The organism is Arthrobacter sp. B0427-1-12, assembly GCF_059092905.1.
Genome location: NZ_JBNHIC010000039.1, coordinates 1 through 17,363, shown reverse-complemented (window position 1 = coordinate 17,363; position 17,363 = coordinate 1). Strand labels below are relative to the sequence as shown.

At 63.2% G+C, this 17,363-nt stretch carries 16 protein-coding genes and 1 other annotated feature; of the genes, 7 read left to right on the top strand and 9 right to left on the bottom strand.

Features of this window, described 5'->3' with window-relative positions:
* Window positions 1-3: 3 nt before the first annotated feature.
* Entirely contained in the window at window positions 4-1,011 is a 1,008-nt protein-coding gene (locus AC5RWU_RS18350) for a sugar ABC transporter substrate-binding protein (protein ID WP_494037131.1), read from the bottom strand.
* Between the two features lie 609 nt (window positions 1,012-1,620).
* Here AC5RWU_RS18350 and AC5RWU_RS18345 point away from each other — a divergent pair.
* Window positions 1,621-2,904, top strand: a complete 1,284-nt coding sequence (locus AC5RWU_RS18345) for a cytochrome P450 (RefSeq protein WP_494032177.1) — start codon at window positions 1,621-1,623, stop codon at window positions 2,902-2,904.
* A gap of 574 nt (window positions 2,905-3,478) precedes the next feature.
* On the opposite strand, the gene AC5RWU_RS18340 is transcribed toward AC5RWU_RS18345, so the two are convergent.
* From AC5RWU_RS18340 to AC5RWU_RS18305, 8 genes are all read right to left on the bottom strand, one after another.
* Window positions 3,479-4,294: a mycofactocin-coupled SDR family oxidoreductase gene (locus AC5RWU_RS18340; protein WP_494032178.1), complete on the bottom strand. Its 816-nt coding sequence runs from the start codon at window positions 4,292-4,294 to the stop codon at window positions 3,479-3,481.
* A 236-nt stretch (window positions 4,295-4,530) separates the two neighbouring features.
* Complete coding sequence (locus AC5RWU_RS18335) at window positions 4,531-5,346, bottom strand: mycofactocin-coupled SDR family oxidoreductase (protein WP_494032178.1); 816 nt, start codon at window positions 5,344-5,346, stop codon at window positions 4,531-4,533.
* Between the two features lie 62 nt (window positions 5,347-5,408).
* Window positions 5,409-6,398 carry an isocitrate lyase/PEP mutase family protein gene (locus tag AC5RWU_RS18330; RefSeq protein WP_494032179.1) on the bottom strand — a complete coding sequence of 330 codons (990 nt, stop codon included), beginning with the start codon at window positions 6,396-6,398 and terminating at the stop codon, window positions 5,409-5,411.
* 99 nt (window positions 6,399-6,497) lie between these two features.
* Window positions 6,498-7,007: a cupin domain-containing protein gene (locus AC5RWU_RS18325; RefSeq protein ID WP_494032180.1), complete on the bottom strand. Its 510-nt coding sequence runs from the start codon at window positions 7,005-7,007 to the stop codon at window positions 6,498-6,500.
* A 76-nt stretch (window positions 7,008-7,083) separates the two neighbouring features.
* The gene (locus AC5RWU_RS18320) at window positions 7,084-8,280 is read right to left on the bottom strand and encodes an LLM class flavin-dependent oxidoreductase (protein WP_494032181.1); all 1,197 of its coding nucleotides are present in this window, start codon (window positions 8,278-8,280) and stop codon (window positions 7,084-7,086) included.
* A 119-nt stretch (window positions 8,281-8,399) separates the two neighbouring features.
* Entirely contained in the window at window positions 8,400-9,458 is a 1,059-nt protein-coding gene (locus AC5RWU_RS18315; protein ID WP_494032182.1) for an ABC transporter permease, read from the bottom strand.
* Window positions 9,455-10,999 (bottom strand): sugar ABC transporter ATP-binding protein, encoded by a 1,545-nt coding sequence (locus AC5RWU_RS18310; RefSeq protein WP_494032183.1) that lies wholly within the window; start codon window positions 10,997-10,999, stop codon window positions 9,455-9,457. The genes AC5RWU_RS18315 and AC5RWU_RS18310 overlap by 4 nt, the downstream gene beginning before the upstream one ends.
* Window positions 10,996-11,175, bottom strand: a complete 180-nt coding sequence (locus tag AC5RWU_RS18305; RefSeq protein ID WP_494037130.1) for a hypothetical protein — start codon at window positions 11,173-11,175, stop codon at window positions 10,996-10,998. Before AC5RWU_RS18305 ends, AC5RWU_RS18310 begins: the two co-directional genes overlap by 4 nt.
* A gap of 553 nt (window positions 11,176-11,728) precedes the next feature.
* Between AC5RWU_RS18305 and AC5RWU_RS18300 the strand changes: the two genes are divergently transcribed.
* From AC5RWU_RS18300 to AC5RWU_RS18275, 6 genes are all read left to right on the top strand, one after another.
* Window positions 11,729-12,250, top strand: a complete 522-nt coding sequence (locus AC5RWU_RS18300) for a nuclear transport factor 2 family protein (RefSeq protein WP_494032184.1) — start codon at window positions 11,729-11,731, stop codon at window positions 12,248-12,250.
* A gap of 115 nt (window positions 12,251-12,365) precedes the next feature.
* Window positions 12,366-13,397 (top strand): alcohol dehydrogenase catalytic domain-containing protein, encoded by a 1,032-nt coding sequence (locus AC5RWU_RS18295; protein ID WP_494032185.1) that lies wholly within the window; start codon window positions 12,366-12,368, stop codon window positions 13,395-13,397.
* A gap of 69 nt (window positions 13,398-13,466) precedes the next feature.
* On the top strand, window positions 13,467-14,531 hold the full coding sequence (locus AC5RWU_RS18290; RefSeq protein ID WP_494032186.1) for a DUF7064 domain-containing protein: 1,065 nt from the start codon (window positions 13,467-13,469) through the stop codon (window positions 14,529-14,531).
* On the top strand, window positions 14,528-16,057 hold the full coding sequence (locus AC5RWU_RS18285) for a phosphotransferase family protein (protein ID WP_494032187.1): 1,530 nt from the start codon (window positions 14,528-14,530) through the stop codon (window positions 16,055-16,057). The genes AC5RWU_RS18290 and AC5RWU_RS18285 overlap by 4 nt, the downstream gene beginning before the upstream one ends.
* 538 nt (window positions 16,058-16,595) lie before the next feature.
* Window positions 16,596-16,913, top strand: a complete 318-nt coding sequence (locus AC5RWU_RS18280) for a transposase (RefSeq protein ID WP_494032188.1) — start codon at window positions 16,596-16,598, stop codon at window positions 16,911-16,913.
* Window positions 16,874-16,987 (top strand) — a sequence feature (AL1L pseudoknot). It overlaps the preceding gene by 40 nt.
* Window positions 16,913-17,363: IS3 family transposase (locus tag AC5RWU_RS18275; protein ID WP_494032189.1), on the top strand; the 451-nt coding region annotated here is incomplete at its 3' end. (Overlaps the previous feature by 75 nt.) The genes AC5RWU_RS18280 and AC5RWU_RS18275, both read left to right, overlap by 1 nt.

Sequence of the window (17,363 nt, the reverse complement as noted above, 5' to 3'; positions counted from 1 at the left end):
TCATTACCGGACCTTCCACAACTTCTTCATCTGCTCGCGCCAGTCGGCCGGCTTGTCGTAGTTGATATCGATCTTGAAGTCGTGGTCATTGGTCAGCAACTGCGTCGGCATTCCCCCGTTGCCGGCTGGGTCGAAGTCCATCCCCTGCATCTTCCGCAACGTCATGTCGACCGTGAGCCACATCGCGTACTCGGTTGCAGCTCCGGTGGTCACAGCCTCCTTGCCGGACTTGATGTTCGACTGGATGCTCTCATCACCAGTGGCACTGGTGATCGTGACGCGGTCACCCAACCCTGCCGCATCGAGACCAGAAACGATGCCACTCGTGAGCGCTCCACTGGACGTATAGACGTAATTGATCTTCGGGTCCTTCTGGACGGCCGCGACCATGGCGCCCACTGTCTGCGCGCCCACGACCTGCGCGATCGTGTTTTCGACCACGGTCACCTTGCATTTGGGGCAGTTCTTCTCCATGGCCCCGATGTAACCATCCAGGTTGGTATCAAGGACCGGGTAGCCCGAGACCGCGTGTGCCACCACGTGGGCATCGCCGCCGGAATCGGCGATCGTCCAGTTGGCGACCATCTCGCCCCAGTTGGCCTGCTCCGGACCAGCCTGTCCGATCACCACGTCGCCGTACTCCATCGGGCCAGAGAAAGCCGGAACAATGTAGACACCCGCAGCCTCGTACTCGGGGATCACGGTCTGCCAGACCGCCCGATCGATACCGGCGAGACCCACGGCAACCGGGTTGAACTCGAGCGCCCGCTTCATTCCGTCGACCAAGGTCGCAGGATCGGCCGACTTGAACGGAATTGTCCTGAAGTTCCAACCCAGAGCTTCGGTGGCCTCCTCGATGGCATCCGCCTGCAGTTGGCAGTGCGGGTTGTCGAGGCACTTCATGTAGATGAAGGTCTTTCCCGTCGGTGGCTTGTCCTTCAAGGGTTCACTCAGAGGAATCGATATCGGCTCCTCGAGGTTCTTGGCGGTAGCTTCCTCCGCGGCCTTCAATCCCGCGGAAACGTCCGCATCAGAGGCATCGCTACTAGTTGACTCGACCGAGCCAGTACCCCCACGTCCGGCAGCCACGACCGCTAGAACCGCTAGAGCGGCCAACGCCGACTTCGGTCGATGGCTGGCGTTCCCGCCCAAAATCCTACGTGGCATCTTCAGTCTCCTCAATGTCGACATAAGTTACTCGAACTCAGCCATCAACCGGTCGGTTGGTGGCAAACCTAGGGGACGTGTTTCCGCGTGTCAATGGGCACCAAGATCAATCTGGACCAAAGTTTTGGCTCGGAGTCGGGGGCATACGCGGCGGCGATCGGTCGGTCGGCGACCGCAAGTCGCTACAGGGTCATGCCCGGGGCGGCTGGGCGCGCCCATGGTCCTCCTGAAGGTACCAGGGCCTGTTCAGCCTGTGATCCTTGACATAGACGACTTGCCCACACTATCGTTCAAGCCAACCGACTGGTTGGTCCACTGATTTGATGCCTGACGTCCACAGTGCAGTGGGGCAAATCCCAATGAACACTTCCAACGAGGGATGAGACTCCTGGAGGTCGGTTCAGGAGTGAGGCATCCAAGCTTGAGAGATCGACGGAATGTTCAAGGAGGAGCATGAGCATCAACATCGAGGCATGGACCGACGGGCGCGTGGTCTGTCCAATCGACCATCACTCGCCGGAGTACGCCCAGAATTATCGCGAGATCAACCGGGAGATCCGTGACGCCGGACCGGTCGTGTGGAGCGACCGCAACGGTGGATTCTGGTACGTCACGGACTACGAATCGGTCCGCAAGGCCCTGTTGGATCCCGAGGCGTTCACGACGAATCCCGTGGAGGGTTCGCGCGATTTTGGTCCAGTCATCCCGCAAATCGAGCAAACTCGGGTGTTGGCGGAGACGCCGGGATTTTTCGCCTTCGTCGACGGTGAGCGCCATGACACTCCGAAGGCTGTCTTGAGCGCTCCCTTCTCCAAGCGGCGCTTGGCGGCGAAGGCCGACATGATCCAGTCGCACGTGGACCGCGTGCTCGACAGGGTCCTGCCGCGAGGGGAGTTCGACGTCGTCCATGATGTAGCCACGCCGGTCGTGGCCGGAGTAGTCACCGAGTTGTTGGGTCTCGACCTGGAAGATCCGGCCGCGATCGTGAATGTGCTCCCAGGCCCCCTAGGCGAGTCCGGTCGGTTGGACACGGTGGCATCCGATGGGGTCAACATGTCACTGCCGGAAGCCTTGGCCTACCTCGGCGAGGTTGTGCAAGCCCGGAAGGAGGAGCCGCGCGACGACCTCATCTCCCTCATGCTGCAGGCCAACGACGAGCAGTTCTCCGTCGAAGAAGTCTCCGGCATGTGCCTGCAGATCCTCTTCGGCGCTCTGGAAAACCCGCAGGCCCTCATCGGGCACTGCATGGTCTTCCTCGAAGACCGGCCCGAGATGCGCGCTCAGCTCCGCGCCGACCCGAGCCAGATCTCCGAGTTCGTTGTGGAAGCGGTGCGCTACTTCAGCGTCTCGGGGACGGTATCGCGGACCGCCGCGCGCGATGTCGAGCTCGGCGGGATGCAGATTCGAAAGGGCGATCGTGTTCTGTTTTCGCTGTCATCGGCGAACGCCGACCCGGCCATGTACGACCATCCCGAAGAGTTCGACTTTGAACGGCCGGGGCCTCCAACTCAACACCTCGGCCTTGGTGCTGGCACCCACACCTGCCTGGGCGCGCACCTGTTCCAAGCCACGGTCGAGACGTTGCTACAGGGCCTGCTCGAGCGGATTGATGAGTACTCATTCGACCCGGACAAGGTGGTCAGGAATTCGGACAGGGCCACCAATGATCTCTTCGAGAGTGCTTGGATGCGCGTCACAGCCCCGCGGACTCCAACCGGGCGGGACGCGTCATCATAAGCAGTCGCAGTCGAAACTCACTGTGAAACTGGCGTGCACCTCAATTGCACGGTGGCGCCCTCGGCGGCTCCGCAGGGGCAACGGGCAGAGCCCCGTGAGTCATCTCGGAGCCAGTGAGTCATCTCGGGAAGATTGCTGCCCCGTCCGGTGCAACCTTCCTGGCGTCACAACAGTCCCAGACGCAGGTGCAGTAGAGGACCTTCCAATCGCCGTCACGCTTTCCGCACAGATCGCGGGAGCGTCAACCGTGCAGGTTACGGTCACATCCGGATCGCGAACCGTGTTCAGGCACAAGAACGTACTTTCGCGTTTCGCGCGATCGCCGTCTGTCTCACACAAGACATTGCTTACATGATGACTACCGGCAATATGTACCGCATCAAGTTGTCGCGCAGACATTTCGCGTCGTAAAGCTCATCAGTTGAGTCAGTCCACCCCGGCATTCGGAGTGTTCACATAGTCGCGTTGGGCGCCCGAGGCATGCCCGGGCACGGGCATGGGCACGGGCACCGGAGTCGATAGGCAGCACTCCGATGCCCGGCACCGGGCCCGTCAGCCGTTCGTTCGTTGTTCCCTACCAGGCGACGACGCCGCCGTCGATCACCATCTTCGACGCCGTCGTCCACGTGGACTCGTCGGACAGCAGGTACAGGACCCCGTTCGAGATCTCGACCGGGTCCATCATGTGCTCACCCTGGTGGAAGTGGTTGAACACGCCCTGGAGGTACTCGTTGCCGACCGAGAGCTTCTCATTGTCCACATGCCGGGCCATCTCGGTGTCGACCGGACCCGGGTGCACAGTGTTCACCCGGATCTTGTGCTTGCCCAGCTCGGCAGCCAGTGTCTGGCCGATCCCCGTGACTGCGAACTTGGATGCCACATAGGGCATGTTGAACGGGCCGCCCTTGAGTCCGAACCCGGACGAGATCAAGACGATCGACCCGCCGTTCCCGGCTTCCACCATCACCGGGGCAGATGCCAGCACGGTGTTCCACGTACCCATGAGGTTGACCTCGATGACGTCGCGGAACTCATCCTCGGTGAACCCGTCCCACGGCGCCCAGGTCGCGATGGCGGCGTTGGCGACGACACCGTCCAGCCTGCCCAGCTCGGCCACGCCGGCACTGACCACCTCCTTGAGCCGTGCGAGGTCCCGCACGTCAGCCTGCTCGGCGACGATGCGCCGGCCCAACCCCTCGACCAGCGCGACGGTCTCCTTCAGATCCTCGGGGGTGGCGCCGGGGTACACGGTGACCGACGGAATCGACTCACAGATGTCGACCGCAATGATGTCCGCGCCCTCCTCCGCGAGTCGGACCGCGTGGGACCGGCCTTGCCCGCGTGCAGCGCCGGTGATGAAGACGACCTTGCCGTCCATACGTCCTGCCATGGTGATGCTCCGTTCTATGGAATTGGTGAGCGCCCAAGGGCACCCGGAAATCCGGACCCGACTACGCGTCGGTCTCGGACGCCTTGAACATGTCCACCCCGGCATTCGGAGTGTTCACATAGTCGCGTTGGGCGCCCGAGGCATGCCCGGGCACGGGCATGGGCACGGGCACCGGAGTCGATAGGCAGCACTCCGATGCCCGGCACCGGGCCCGTCAGCCGTTCGTTCGTTGTTCCCTACCAGGCGACGACGCCGCCGTCGATCACCATCTTCGACGCCGTCGTCCACGTGGACTCGTCGGACAGCAGGTACAGGACCCCGTTCGAGATCTCGACCGGGTCCATCATGTGCTCACCCTGGTGGAAGTGGTTGAACACGCCCTGGAGGTACTCGTTGCCGACCGAGAGCTTCTCATTGTCCACATGCCGGGCCATCTCGGTGTCGACCGGACCCGGGTGCACAGTGTTCACCCGGATCTTGTGCTTGCCCAGCTCGGCAGCCAGTGTCTGGCCGATCCCCGTGACTGCGAACTTGGATGCCACATAGGGCATGTTGAACGGGCCGCCCTTGAGTCCGAACCCGGACGAGATCAAGACGATCGACCCGCCGTTCCCGGCTTCCACCATCACCGGGGCAGATGCCAGCACGGTGTTCCACGTACCCATGAGGTTGACCTCGATGACGTCGCGGAACTCATCCTCGGTGAACCCGTCCCACGGCGCCCAGGTCGCGATGGCGGCGTTGGCGACGACACCGTCCAGCCTGCCCAGCTCGGCCACGCCGGCACTGACCACCTCCTTGAGCCGTGCGAGGTCCCGCACGTCAGCCTGCTCGGCGACGATGCGCCGGCCCAACCCCTCGACCAGCGCGACGGTCTCCTTCAGATCCTCGGGGGTGGCGCCGGGGTACACGGTGACCGACGGAATCGACTCACAGATGTCGACCGCAATGATGTCCGCGCCCTCCTCCGCGAGTCGGACCGCGTGGGACCGGCCTTGCCCGCGTGCAGCGCCGGTGATGAAGACGACCTTGCCGTCCATACGTCCTGCCATGGTGATGCTCCGTTCTATGGAATTGGTGAGCGCCCGAAGGGCACCCGGAAATCCGGACCCGACTACGCGTCGGTCTCGGAAGCCTTGAACATGTCCACCCCGGCATTCGGAGTGTTCACATAGTCGCGTTGAGCGCTCTTCGGCAGGTATAACTGCTCGGTCTCGGTGACGTACTCCATCGAGGGCAGACCGAATGCTCCACCCCATCCGATGTCGAGGTCGGTGCCGTCATCGCGCTCCAGCGTCTTCAAGTACTCCGCGAATGGCCTGCCGTCGCCCGATTCCTTGATGTCCAGTAGCAGGCGCCACACCTCCCGGATCCCCGGCAGGACGAACGGCACGATGTCGATGGCCTGTCCCATGGCCGTGAGCTCGGCCCGAGTCCGCTGACCGATCAGGCTGGGCTTGGGGATGACATAGGCAGGTCCCGGCGTCTCCTTGAGCGCGAGTTCCGCCTGCTCCCACGTGTGTAGTCCCTCGTAGAAGATGACATCTGCGCCTGTCTCGTTCGCGTAGAGCTGGCCACGGCGGATCGCCTCGTCGATACCGCCACCCGCGGCACCGAACCCGTCGGTGCGGGCTACGAGCACGAAATCAGGATCCAGTCGGTCGCGAGCCGCCGCGGCGGCATTGAGTCGTCCGATCGCCTCCTCGTCGGATACCAACTCGATTCCTACTGCGCCCCCTGCCTTCTTGGGCTCGCGCTGGTCTTCGATGTGAATCCCAGCCACGCCGGCGTCGATGAACTCCTCGACCGTGCGCTGCACGTTGATGGGAGCACCGAACCCGGTGTCGGCGTCGCAGAAGATCGGGATGTCGACACTGCGGGCGATGCGCTTGGCGTGCGCCACCACCTCGGTCAACGTCAACCATCCGACGTCGGAGGCACCCTCGGCCCACCAGGCCGACATGCCGCCGGACACCTCGAAGGCTTCGAAGCCAGCGTGCTGGGCCATCTGAGCGTGGATCGGAAGCGTGCCGAACGGCATCGTGACGGTCTCGGGTCGCTCGAACACGTCTCGCAGTGCCGCACTGGGCGATGTCAAACTCATGAACGCCGGCCTTCCGTGGTGCCGAAAACCTGACCTGACATGACTACTCCTTGATGTTGTTGCCGACGCTGAACCGTCAGTCGCGATCCGGGCATCGGCCTAGGCCTGGTTGAAGCCGATAGTGACCACGATGTAGACGCAGTCCTCGTCGTAGGGATTCCTCCACGCGTGCGTCACACCGCCCATGACCAGGAGGTCGCCGGGACCGAGAGTGCGGACCTTCCCACCCGGGAGTTCCAGATCCACCTTCCCCGAGATCACGACCTCGTAGTCGATGGTGTCGCTCGCGTGCATCGCGGGATCGCCGCCCTGTCCGGCGTCCATCGTCGGGTCAATCTCGTTGATGTTGATCTCGTTCTGCGCGGACCGGGCTGGAAAGCTGTTGACCCCGAAAGTCGAGCCGTTCGCGCCCGCCAGCCGAACATCGCTGGGGGGACGGCCGATGTTGTCCTTGCTGTGACCGCCGTTGACGGCCCAGTAGAACGCGCCGTCAACGACACCCGGCACGTTGACCACTGCCGGACCGTCGACCTCCAAGAAGTCGGGCTCGCCTGACTCGTTGGTCCCGGCGACGACGAGCCGGAACTCTGTGGGGTGCGGAAAAGTCATTTACCTCTTCTTTCTCGTGATGATCGGTGTCGTGAGACCAGCGAGGCCGGTCGGTCGATTGACCGCTCGGACCAGGTTAGGCGCGAAGCCCGGCCTCACGCATGAGCGGGAAGATTTGCTCGTGCAGGCGGTCCAGACCCTCGTCGTAATCGACAAACGCCGTGCACATGCCATCGATACCCGCGTCGGACAGCTTTTGCATGCCCTCGACGATCATTTCCGGAGTGCCCGTCAGGGGGACGAGGCTGGCCCTGATGTGGGCACGGACCGCTTCGTCGTTCTTGAAGTCGGCGTTGTCCCGCTTGTAGGCGCTGTAGTCCATGCTCTGCGATCCCGTCTCGGAGATGTTCAGGTAACGCACCATGGCTTCCCAGTCGGCGTTCTCCTCGAGGTAGGCAAGGTAGTCGTTCGCTTCCTTCTCTGTGTCCTTGCAGACGATGTGCGTCCCCGCCCACAAGTTAAGGTCAGGCCTGCCCGCTGCGTCGGCGCTGGCGCGAAGTTTGGCGGTCCCCTTTGCGGCATGGTCCACGCTCGGGACGGCCACGAAGAGGATCTGAGCGTGCTTGAAGGCAAACTCCTGACCCGCTGGGCTGGAGCCGGCGCTCATCACCACGGGGCTGGGAGCCTGGACCGGCTTCGGGTACGCCTCGGCGCCTTCCAAGTTGAAGAACTCTCCCGAGAAGTCGAACTCGGTCTCGGCGTCCGACCAGAGCCGCTCGACGACGTGCATCCACTCCTCGGCGATCTCGTAGCGCTTGTCGTGCTCAGGACGCTCGATTCCGAACATCTTGTACTCCGGCCCGTGGTAGCCGGCGACGACGTTCAGACCCACCCGACCGTTGCTGATGTGGTCGATCGTGGTGATCATCTTCGCTGCGAACAGCGGGTGGATGTACGGGACGTGAGTCGTGGCGAAGATCTGGATGTCTTGAGTCGCTTCGGCCAGGCCGGCCGCCCACGTGAGCGTTTCGAACTGTCGACCCCAAGGATTCTCGGGACCAGTGAGCCCTTGCCAACGGGCGATGGGGATGAACCCGTCGACGCCGTACCTGTCCGCCTTCTGCGCAAGCCCTCGGATCTCGTCCCAGTTCCCCAGCTTGATCATGTTGTCGGCGAATGTCAGCCCGCCCTGACCTGTCGAGACGTTCGCCCCGAAAATCGCGATCTTGAACTTGTTCTCGTCACCGACAATCGGCCTCTGAGCACGTTCAACGGTGTAGTCAGCGACGAAGTCCCGCGGCTTCGCGCTGGTGTCTTCAGGCTGTTTGGTCATGAGATTCTCTCCGGTTCATGAAGGCGTTGGTGTTGGTATTGGGAGCCAATGTGACTCAGATTCCTCACGCCGCGAGCGTCGTCAATTCCCGGGACACGGGTGAGCAACGTCAGGAAGCGTCAGCCCGGCGATACGCCGACTTCACGCGCCTTGACGGTCGGCGGGGGCGGATCAGAGTCATCGTCGCCCCCCGCGACGATCGCTTCGTTGCTCTCGGTCTTGCGCTTAGCGGCGACCGCCTTCTGGCGCCACACGGCGAAGCCGACGGCGAGCACGAGTGCCACTCCGTTGAACATGTCGTTGAGCCACTGCACCGTCGTGACCAGCTGGAGTCCGCGGACACCGGTAGCTAGGACGTAGACCGCAATGACGGTGCCCCAGACGTTGAAGCGTCCCGGCGTGAGCTGGGTCATGCCGAGGAATGCGGCAGCGTAGGCAGGCAGCAGAAGCCCTGCACCGAAGACCAGGGAAGGCCCGTTGAGCGAGCAGTAGAGCACACCCGCGAGACCGCTGATCCCTCCGGCCAGGATGAAGGTGAGTGCCGTCCACTTGCCAACTCGCACTCCGGTCAGCCTGGAGGCCTCCGCGTTTCCGCCGATCGCGAAGATGTATCGACCAACTGGCGTGCAGGCGAGGAGCCACCAGATGATCAGGGCAAGCGCAAGAAAGTAGAAGACGACGATCTGGAATCCAAACACGTCACGTTGAGCAAGATCGGTCCACGCCTCCTCAGTCGGCGGAAGCGGCTGGGCTCCATTTGCCACGATCGATTGCACTGCGGCCACGATGGTCATGGTCGCCAAGGTGGTGATGAATGAACTGATACCCATGACCACAATGAGAAATGCATTCACTGCACCGACCACAACTCCGGACAGCACTGCTATGGCGATCGATGACCACATATCGAAGCCATGATTCGTCTGCAGCACGGCAACCGTGACCGCCGATAGGTTGATTGTCGCCCCCACCGACAGGTCGAACTGTCCGCAGGCCAGCGGCAGCAGTACCGCGAGCGCCAACATTCCGATAATCGCCTGAGACGCAGCGATGGAGTACCCCGTGCCCGGCGTCAAGAACAGGTCAGGCACCCAGAACCCGAATATCACGATGAACAAAGCCCACACATAGAGAAGGCTAAACCTGTCAAATCCGAAATTGATCCGTCGTTTGCTCACGCCGCGATCACTCCTCTCTCGGCTCCGAGGCATTCACGCGCGATGTTGACGAAAGTCAAATTGGCGCCCGAAAGCTCACTTGAAATTTTTCCGTTGCGAAGGACGATCACTCGTTGACACAACGCGGCGAGTTCATCGACGTCGGATGAACTGACCAGAACTCCCGCGCCACCAGCGGCCGCACCAACGACAAGACGGTGGATATGCGCTTTCGCGCCGATATCGACGCCTTGTGTCGGCTCATCGAGGAGCAGCACCTTGGGTTCGCGGCGGAGCCACTTGGCGAGGATCACCTTCTGCTGATTTCCGCCGCTGAAGGTCATCAGCTTGGCGCCGGCGGAACCGGACGGCCGGACGTCGAGCGTCTCGAACCATGACATGGCCTGAGCCATCTCCAACTTTCGGCGGAGGCGGAAACCGTTCCAGAATGGGGCCAGATCCGACAGCGCGAAGTTCTCGGCGGCAGAGAAGTCCATGATCCCCGCCAACAACTTCCTGTCCGGGGGCACATAGCCCATCCCCTTCTCCATCGCGAGGTCTGGGCGGCTCGGCTCAAGTTCGGCCCCATTGATGCTCACCGCACCGCCCTCGCGGGCGTTGGCGCCGAACAGCGCCCCGAGAACGGTCTCCCTCCCCGATCCGGTGATGCCCGCGATGCCGACGATCTCACCCGGCCTGACAGCGAACGAGACACCGCGTATCGGCCCCGCGTCCAGACCCACGACTTCGAGTACCGGCGTGGCCGCAGCATCCGCGTGCAAGGTTTCGGCAACCTCATGAATGTCGTCCAGTTCGCTCCCGAGGAGAAGATCGATCAATTGTGAACGATCGAGGTCGCTGGTCTTCTCGGTCGCCACGAGGTGGCCATCCCGCAGCACACTGACTCGATCAGCCACTTCGAAAACCTCGTCCAGGCGATGCGTGACGTACAGGACTCCGACTCCAGTACTCGCCGCCTGTCGAACGATCTTCAGCAACTGCTGCACCTCATTGTCGGGAAGCGTCGCCGTCGGCTCGTCGACCACGAGCAACCGGACCGGAGTCTCGGGCTCCGCACGAAGAGCGCGCGCCACCGCGACGCCGGTCTTCGCTGCCGGCGTGAGGGTGCCCACCAGCGCCCGCGGATCGATGTGAGCGAGACCAACGCGCTCCAGATCGGCCTGGGCCTCGCGGAGCGCCTCGCGTCGCCGAATCATGCCCCAACGTGTCGGGAAGCCGCTGGTGAGGTACAGGTTGTCTAGGACTGACGAGTCATCGACCAAACCCAGGTCCTGATGCACGAAACGGCCACCCAAGGCGTAGGTCGATTCCGGCGCTCCGAGCGTGATCTTGTTCCCATTGATGCGAACCTCGCCACCCGGGTCCGGCTCGTGATAGCCCGACAGCACCTTAATGAACGTGGACTTGCCTGATCCGTTCTCTCCAAGCAGCGCGCGCACCTCACCCCGCTCGATGGAGAAGTCCAGACTCTGGAGGGCGACAGACCCCGCGAAGGACTTGGTCACTCCTGTCGCTTGGAGCACCGGCAGCTGATCTGTCATGATCCGACCTGCCACAGCTTCTTCATCTGATCCCGCCAGTCGGTCGGCTTGTCGTAGCTGATATCGATCGAGCCACTACCCCCACATCCGGCAGCCACGACCGCAAGGAGTGCGACCGGGGCAAGCGCCAGTTTGGGACGACGACCCGCGTACACCCCAGGAACGCTTCGCTTCATCTTCATTCTCCTCACCGCCAAGTCCGTGCAGCCGACCACGGAAACCTCGCCAGGCTGTCGTAACACCAACCATTTGGTCGGCCGCTATGAACCGTATGCGGAACCAGATGATGTGTCAAGACTCACAATTGCCATCACCCAGAGCTTTCCGCTACTGGAGAATGGCGCGTGGGCGGGACGCCCGCACGGGCATTGTTGAGACAGACCAGCACTGCTTCGGCGCTGCACATCTCAGACCCTCCCCCAGATCCGGGGCGCTTCAGGCTGACAGCGCACGTGCGCTCGAGCGGCGTGGTCGCTCACTGAATCCTCATTTCGGCTCCCGGCGGACAGGTGGCGCAGGTCACCTTTAGCTAATCTACCATTCGTTTGATGGTCAACGTTCATGATTCGGTCCTGTCGACTCTAAGGCCACGCGGACCTCGCCGAGGCAGCCTCGCCCCCTTGACGGTCCTCGACCACGGTGGTTCGATGGCCTTGGCCGCCCCAACCGACCGTATGCTTGAAATTACCCTCGGGGCGTCATCGACTTACACGAGAGAGGCTGAAACCCATGTCGCCTTCTGGACATCGCTGCGCTGACTGCGCGGGTGAGACGTCCGCCGTCCTGGACACCGTGACGCTTTACGCCAAGCTCATCGACCGTCGACAGTGGGCTCATTTCCGCAGCCTGTTCGAAGACGAATTGGACTTGCACTACCCCGAGTTCACGGACGGACCGCGCGGCCGCGCGTCCGCCGATCAGTGGGTCGATGTGGTGAGAGCCTCCGTCAGCGGTTTCACTGCCACGCAGCACGACTTGGCGACGCCCGTCGTGGAATTCGACGACTGTACCCACGCGTCGGTCGACGTGAACCTGGTGGCGCGGCACGTGCTGACGCTCGATGGCACCACGGAGATACTCACCGTCGCGGGATTCTATGATTTCGGCTTGGTGAAGCGGGACGGACAGTGGCGCATCTCGACGAGTCGCCTGACCTCCACATGGGACGAGGGCGATCGCGGGCTGTTCGAGAAAGCGCACCCCTTCGCGGAGATCCCTATGCCAACGCTGATCAACCAACTGTCTGGTTGACTAACGGATCCCTCCGAAGTAGTGTGGCATGTGACAAGGGCGTGAGGCCCATCACACGACTACATGGCCGGCGCCACTATACCGGCGTCAACCGGTCAGCGACGAACGGAGAGACATGCGAGCGGTGCGTTTCCATGCGGCCCGGGATTTCAGGTTCGACGACATCGTCGAACCTGAACTCGGCGCCACCGAGGTTCGAGTCAACGTCGCTTACAACGGCGTCTGCGGCACTGATCTCCATCTCTTCTACGACCCCGAGCACTCGGGCATGAGATTCGAACGGGATGCCGACGGCACCATCTTGCCCAAGAGGGTCGGGCACGAGTATGCGGGCACAATCGCGGCCGTCGGGCCTGCAGTCGATCTGTGCAGCGTGGGTGACCGCGTTGCCGTGTATCCGATCCCGAACTGCGGCAAGTGCACAAAGTGCGCGTCAGGCGCCCCGACCTTCGCATGCATAGACCTACCCGAAGGCAACGGAGGCGCTGGTCAGTCCGTCACCATCGACCAGCGGTTCGTGCACCGCCTGCCCGATGCCGTGTCCCTGCTCCAGGGCGCGATGGTGGAACCGCTCGCGGTCTCGCACCACACCGTCGGCTTGGCCGAACTCTCCACTGATGACTTCGTGATCGTCGCCGGAGCCGGGCCGATCGGCATCGGCATCTTCCTCGATCTGCGGGCGCGAGGAGTCACCAACGTCATCGTGTCTGAACCCAGCGCGGATCGGCGTGCCGTGATCGAGCGGCTCGGCGCGCGCGTCGTGGACCCGAGCAGCGAAGACTTGTCCACGATCGTGGACGAGCTTTCCGGTGGCCTCGGGGCGGATGCCTTCTTCGACGCGGCCGGTTCCGCCGCGGCCTTCTCGCAAGGCCTCGATCTGCTGGGTGCCTACGGGAGGCTCGTCGTGGTCGCCATCCACGGGGAGCCGATCGCCCTCGACCTCTGGCCCATGCAGGCCGCAGAGAAGCGCATCATCGGCGTGATGGGCCACAGCCAAACCGACTTCGACGAAGTCATCGATGGTCTCGCACGCGGCGCCTACCCTGCCGACGGCTGGGTCGCAGTCCGCCCTTGGGAGGACATCCTTGAAGTCATCGAAGAGCTCCGTGACGGCCGGGGCACCAAAGTGATCCTCGAGATCAGTTGATCTCATGGCGGCAGCCACCAGTGCCGCCGCCCGCATCGTTCGGAAGTCGCCCCAAAGGAAGAGATTCGATTGTCCACCAACAGAAGCGTCGAGAGTCAGACGTTCTTCACCCAGAGCCACCCCACCACGTTCGGAACGTACGAACTCGCTGATGAGGACCTGCATCGCGAGCACCAAGTCTCGAGCCCGCACTACTCGCTCACCGAGACGCAATACATGGGTTTCAGCGTGCCGGAGCATGACCTGCGTTGTTACGTCTGGACGTGGTGCCATCCGAATCTGGGAGTGGTCTCCAGCGCTGTCATGGCGTGGCAGGGAGTCCAACCGAGCATGCTGGCCAGCCCTCTGTTCGACTTCCGTAATTTCATGAGCACCGACGTCCTGGCCAACGGCTTCACCTACTACCAGCTCGACAACGGCCTGCAGGTCGAGATGACAGTACCCGGACGCGAGTTCCGTCTGCGTTACCTCGATGAAGCTCGTGGGAACAGCTTCGACGTCGTCCAGACTGCGGTGTCAGATCCTCTCGTGTGGCCGACCAACAACCACTTCGAGCAGGTGCTGCACTGCGTGGGCCAGATCACCCTGCGTGGTGAGAGGTTCGAGGTCGACAGCTATACCGTCCGGGACCGGTCGTTCGGCGAGTACCGATCCGAACATCCCGTGGAGGCTCCCCCGGCGTCATGGTTGACCGCGGTTCTTGACGACGTCACCCTGTGCGTCGTGGTCACCGACGACCCCGCCCTCGACCCGGTGTGGAAAGGCGAGTACGAAGTCGATGAGGATCGCCTCGCGCACTTCGGGTGGGTGCTCGCAGACGGACATCCGTCCGTCATCGTCGAGGCCCACGCATTGACGCGATTCGACGAAGATTCACTGTTCCCCACATCGGTGTCCCTCGAGGTGGTCGACGCTGACCAGCGACGGTACACCTTGGAAGGGACAGTCACCGCGGCATCGCCCCTGAGTCCGATGGCCAACCAGCGGCTCATCACGGGCTTGATCAAGTGGAGTCATGAAGGCGGCAGCGGGTACGGGGAAATGCAACACTGGCAGTTCACGGACTTCGTCCACGCGCACGCGGCCAGGCACTCGCCGAGGGTTGCCACGCCTGAAGGGGGACGACCGGCGTGATTCTCTCCGATACCGAGACCTTGGATATCGTCAACACGGTGCTCCGACGCGACGTCATCCCACATGTCACCGATCCGGCCGTCGCACGTTCGCTGGAGCAGATTAACGATGCCCTGAGGTTCCTCCGCGCACGGCAGGCGTTGGGGCCGGGCCTGGGGATCGAAGCTGCTACCGGGGCAGCCGAGGTCGCTGGATCAATGGTCGACTGCCTGAGCGCCCTGGGGGCGGGCGACGAAGCGTCGGCGTTGAAGGAGCGGATTGCCGCTCTCGGCCCCCACGCGATGCCCGACGACTGGGGATCCGTGCTCGATGACGGCGCCTCCCAGCTCTTGTCATTCCAGAGGAAGGCCGGGTATCGGGAGATGAAGGAGCGCGTCTCTGACGTGCTCGCCGCCGCCGCAGGGTGGGAGGGACGCTTCCTCGACACCTCGCGGAACGCCCCACCCCCCGCGACGGAGTCAGCCTCGATGTCGCCGACGCCCGCCGGCCCCGCCGCAACGGACCCTGAGGCGGGGCAACTGACCGCCGCTCGGCTCGAGGCCATTCTTCGGAGCCACCCGGACGTCGATCCGGACGCGACCGTCTCCGCGTTCGAGCGGGTGACCGGTGGACTGACCAAGGAGACCTACTTCTTCACCCTTTCGCAGCAGGGGCAAGATGAGCGGCTCGTCGTCCGCAAGGACGGCTCCGTCGCGCTGCTCACGTTCGACGCATGGGCTGTGCCGAACGAGTTCGAACTACTCCGCTGCGTGCATCGGTCCGGCGCGAAGGCGCCGGAGCCCTTGTGGATCTTCCCGGACCCGCCTCAGGTCGACGGCGCCTTCATGATCATGCGCCGCGTAGCGGGATCGGTTGCCGGAACCAATGGAGCACTGTTCGACGACTCCCAGGCCGACGTCCTACTGCGGAGCCTCGCCGAAGAGCTGGCGCGCCTTCACTCCACCCCTGTGTCGGAGTTCATGACCTACGCCGACCGCTTGGGCATCGACCGCGCCATCGTGAACTCCGACCTCACGGAGATCGTCCAGCGCCAGGTCGAGCAATGGCACGAGCAGTGGCTGACGTTCGACCGGAAGCCGTCGCCCAGCGAAGCCTATATGTTCGACTTCCTCTTCAACAACGTCCCGACGACCTCAGACAATCCTTCGATGGTTCATTCCGACTGCGGATTCCACAATCTCTTGCGTGACGGGGGCCACGTGACGACCCTCCTCGACTGGGAGTCCGCACATCTGGGCGATCCGGCGGAGGACCTGGCCTACGTGCAGGAGGCGGTGGCCAAGTACATGGACTGGGACGAGTTCCTCGACCATTATCGCCGCGTGGGTGGCCCCGAGGTCTCCCCCGAGCGGATCAAGTACTTCAAGGCCTTCATCGGCCTACGAAATGCCAGCGCGGTGAACAAGAATGTCACGCGCTTCCGCCAAGGCTATGTCACTGTGCGTCATCTCCCGTTGGCGTACGAATTGGCACCGCGGTTTCGCGACGACGGGATGCGAGCCATCGCGGATATCAAGGGAGAGTGACGGGACTCTCACCTGCCCTAGGAAAGAAGCTGGGTCCGTTGGTGCTTGCCACCGGATATCTGTGTACATAGCGTCGCAACCAAACGATCGATGTCCTGCCTGGTGCGTGATTGCCGGATGTGGAAAGTCGAGCGGCCACCGCGTTTGCGGGCAGAGAGACCGGCCCAGCCGGTACAAACGTAGGAGTCGAAGACGCCAACGAGCCGACCGTAATCAAACCGGCGCTGCGCACTGAACCGGCCGGTGCGCGGACTCGTCGTCAGCAACGCGAATCCGGTCCCCCAGCACCGGCCTGTACACTCCACCGCGTTCCTCCATTAAATCAGCCAGAACCTGAATCGTCTTCTGGTACTGGCCGATCGTCGATTCCATATAGCCAGCCGCGCGTGTTGGCGGTCAGTGGAAACTGCCCACCGGCGGTCAACAGGATTTCTGCCGATTTGGCGCGTCACGACGCTGCCGGCACCGCCGGTACCCGTGACAGGATGAACCGCCCCGGGTTTGATGGACACATCAACTACCCGGAAGGATGGAGTCCGTGCCAGCACAACGGAAATACTCGGTCGAGCTCAGGGAACGTGCCACCAGGATGGCAATCGAAGCCAGGAAGGATCCGGCGACCCGCACCGGCGCGTACCGGCGCATCGGTGAACAGCTCGGGGTCAACCCCGAGGCTCTGCGGACCTGGGTGACGCGGGCGGAGACCGATGAGGGCCTGCGGCCGGGCACCACGACCGCCGATGCGGAACGGATTGCCGAGTTGGAGCGCGAGGTCCGGGAGTTGCGGCGGGCGAACACTATCCTGAAGCAGGCCTCGGCTTTCTTCACGGCGGAGCTCGACCGCCCGTCGCGGTGATGTGCGCCTTCATTGAGGAGCATCGAGAGGAGCACGGGGTCGAGCCGATCTGCCGGACCTTGGAGATCGCCCCGAGCACGTACTACGCCCGCCGGTCCCGGCCGGCCTCGGCCCGCAGCCTCCGGGACGCGGAGCTGGCCGGGCAGATCAGGGACATCCACAAGGACAACTACGGTGTCTACGGCGCCCGCAAGATCCATAAGGAGCTGCAGCGCCAGGGCATCGAGGTGGCCCGCTGCACGGTCGAGCGGCTGATGCGCGCCGAGGGCCTGCGCGGGATCTCGCGGGCCAAGGGGCCGCGGACCACGAAACCTGCCGCGGAGACCGGCCGCCCGGCGGATCTGGTCGAGTGCCGGTTCACCGCGGACGCGCCGAACACGCTGTGGGTCGCCGACATCACCTACGTGCGCACCTTCGCCGGCTGGGTGTATGCGGCCTTCGTCATCGATG

Bases quoted from the DNA above. Each gene is read 5' to 3' on its own strand.
- AC5RWU_RS18320 (WP_494032181.1), bottom strand. From the start codon at position 8,280: ATGACCAAACAGCCTGAAGACACCAGCGCGAAGCCGCGGGACTTCGTC.
- AC5RWU_RS18330 (WP_494032179.1), bottom strand. From the start codon at position 6,398: ATGAGTTTGACATCGCCCAGTGCGGCACTGCGAGACGTGTTCGAGCGA.
- AC5RWU_RS18300 (WP_494032184.1), top strand. From the start codon at position 11,729: ATGTCGCCTTCTGGACATCGCTGCGCTGACTGCGCGGGTGAGACGTCC.
- AC5RWU_RS18345 (WP_494032177.1), top strand. From the start codon at position 1,621: ATGAGCATCAACATCGAGGCATGGACCGACGGGCGCGTGGTCTGTCCA.
- AC5RWU_RS18295 (WP_494032185.1), top strand. From the start codon at position 12,366: ATGCGAGCGGTGCGTTTCCATGCGGCCCGGGATTTCAGGTTCGACGAC.
- AC5RWU_RS18335 (WP_494032178.1), bottom strand. From the start codon at position 5,346: ATGGCAGGACGTATGGACGGCAAGGTCGTCTTCATCACCGGCGCTGCA.
- AC5RWU_RS18340 (WP_494032178.1), bottom strand. From the start codon at position 4,294: ATGGCAGGACGTATGGACGGCAAGGTCGTCTTCATCACCGGCGCTGCA.
- AC5RWU_RS18325 (WP_494032180.1), bottom strand. From the start codon at position 7,007: ATGACTTTTCCGCACCCCACAGAGTTCCGGCTCGTCGTCGCCGGGACC.
- AC5RWU_RS18305 (WP_494037130.1), bottom strand. From the start codon at position 11,175: ATGAAGCGAAGCGTTCCTGGGGTGTACGCGGGTCGTCGTCCCAAACTG.
- AC5RWU_RS18310 (WP_494032183.1), bottom strand. From the start codon at position 10,999: ATGACAGATCAGCTGCCGGTGCTCCAAGCGACAGGAGTGACCAAGTCC.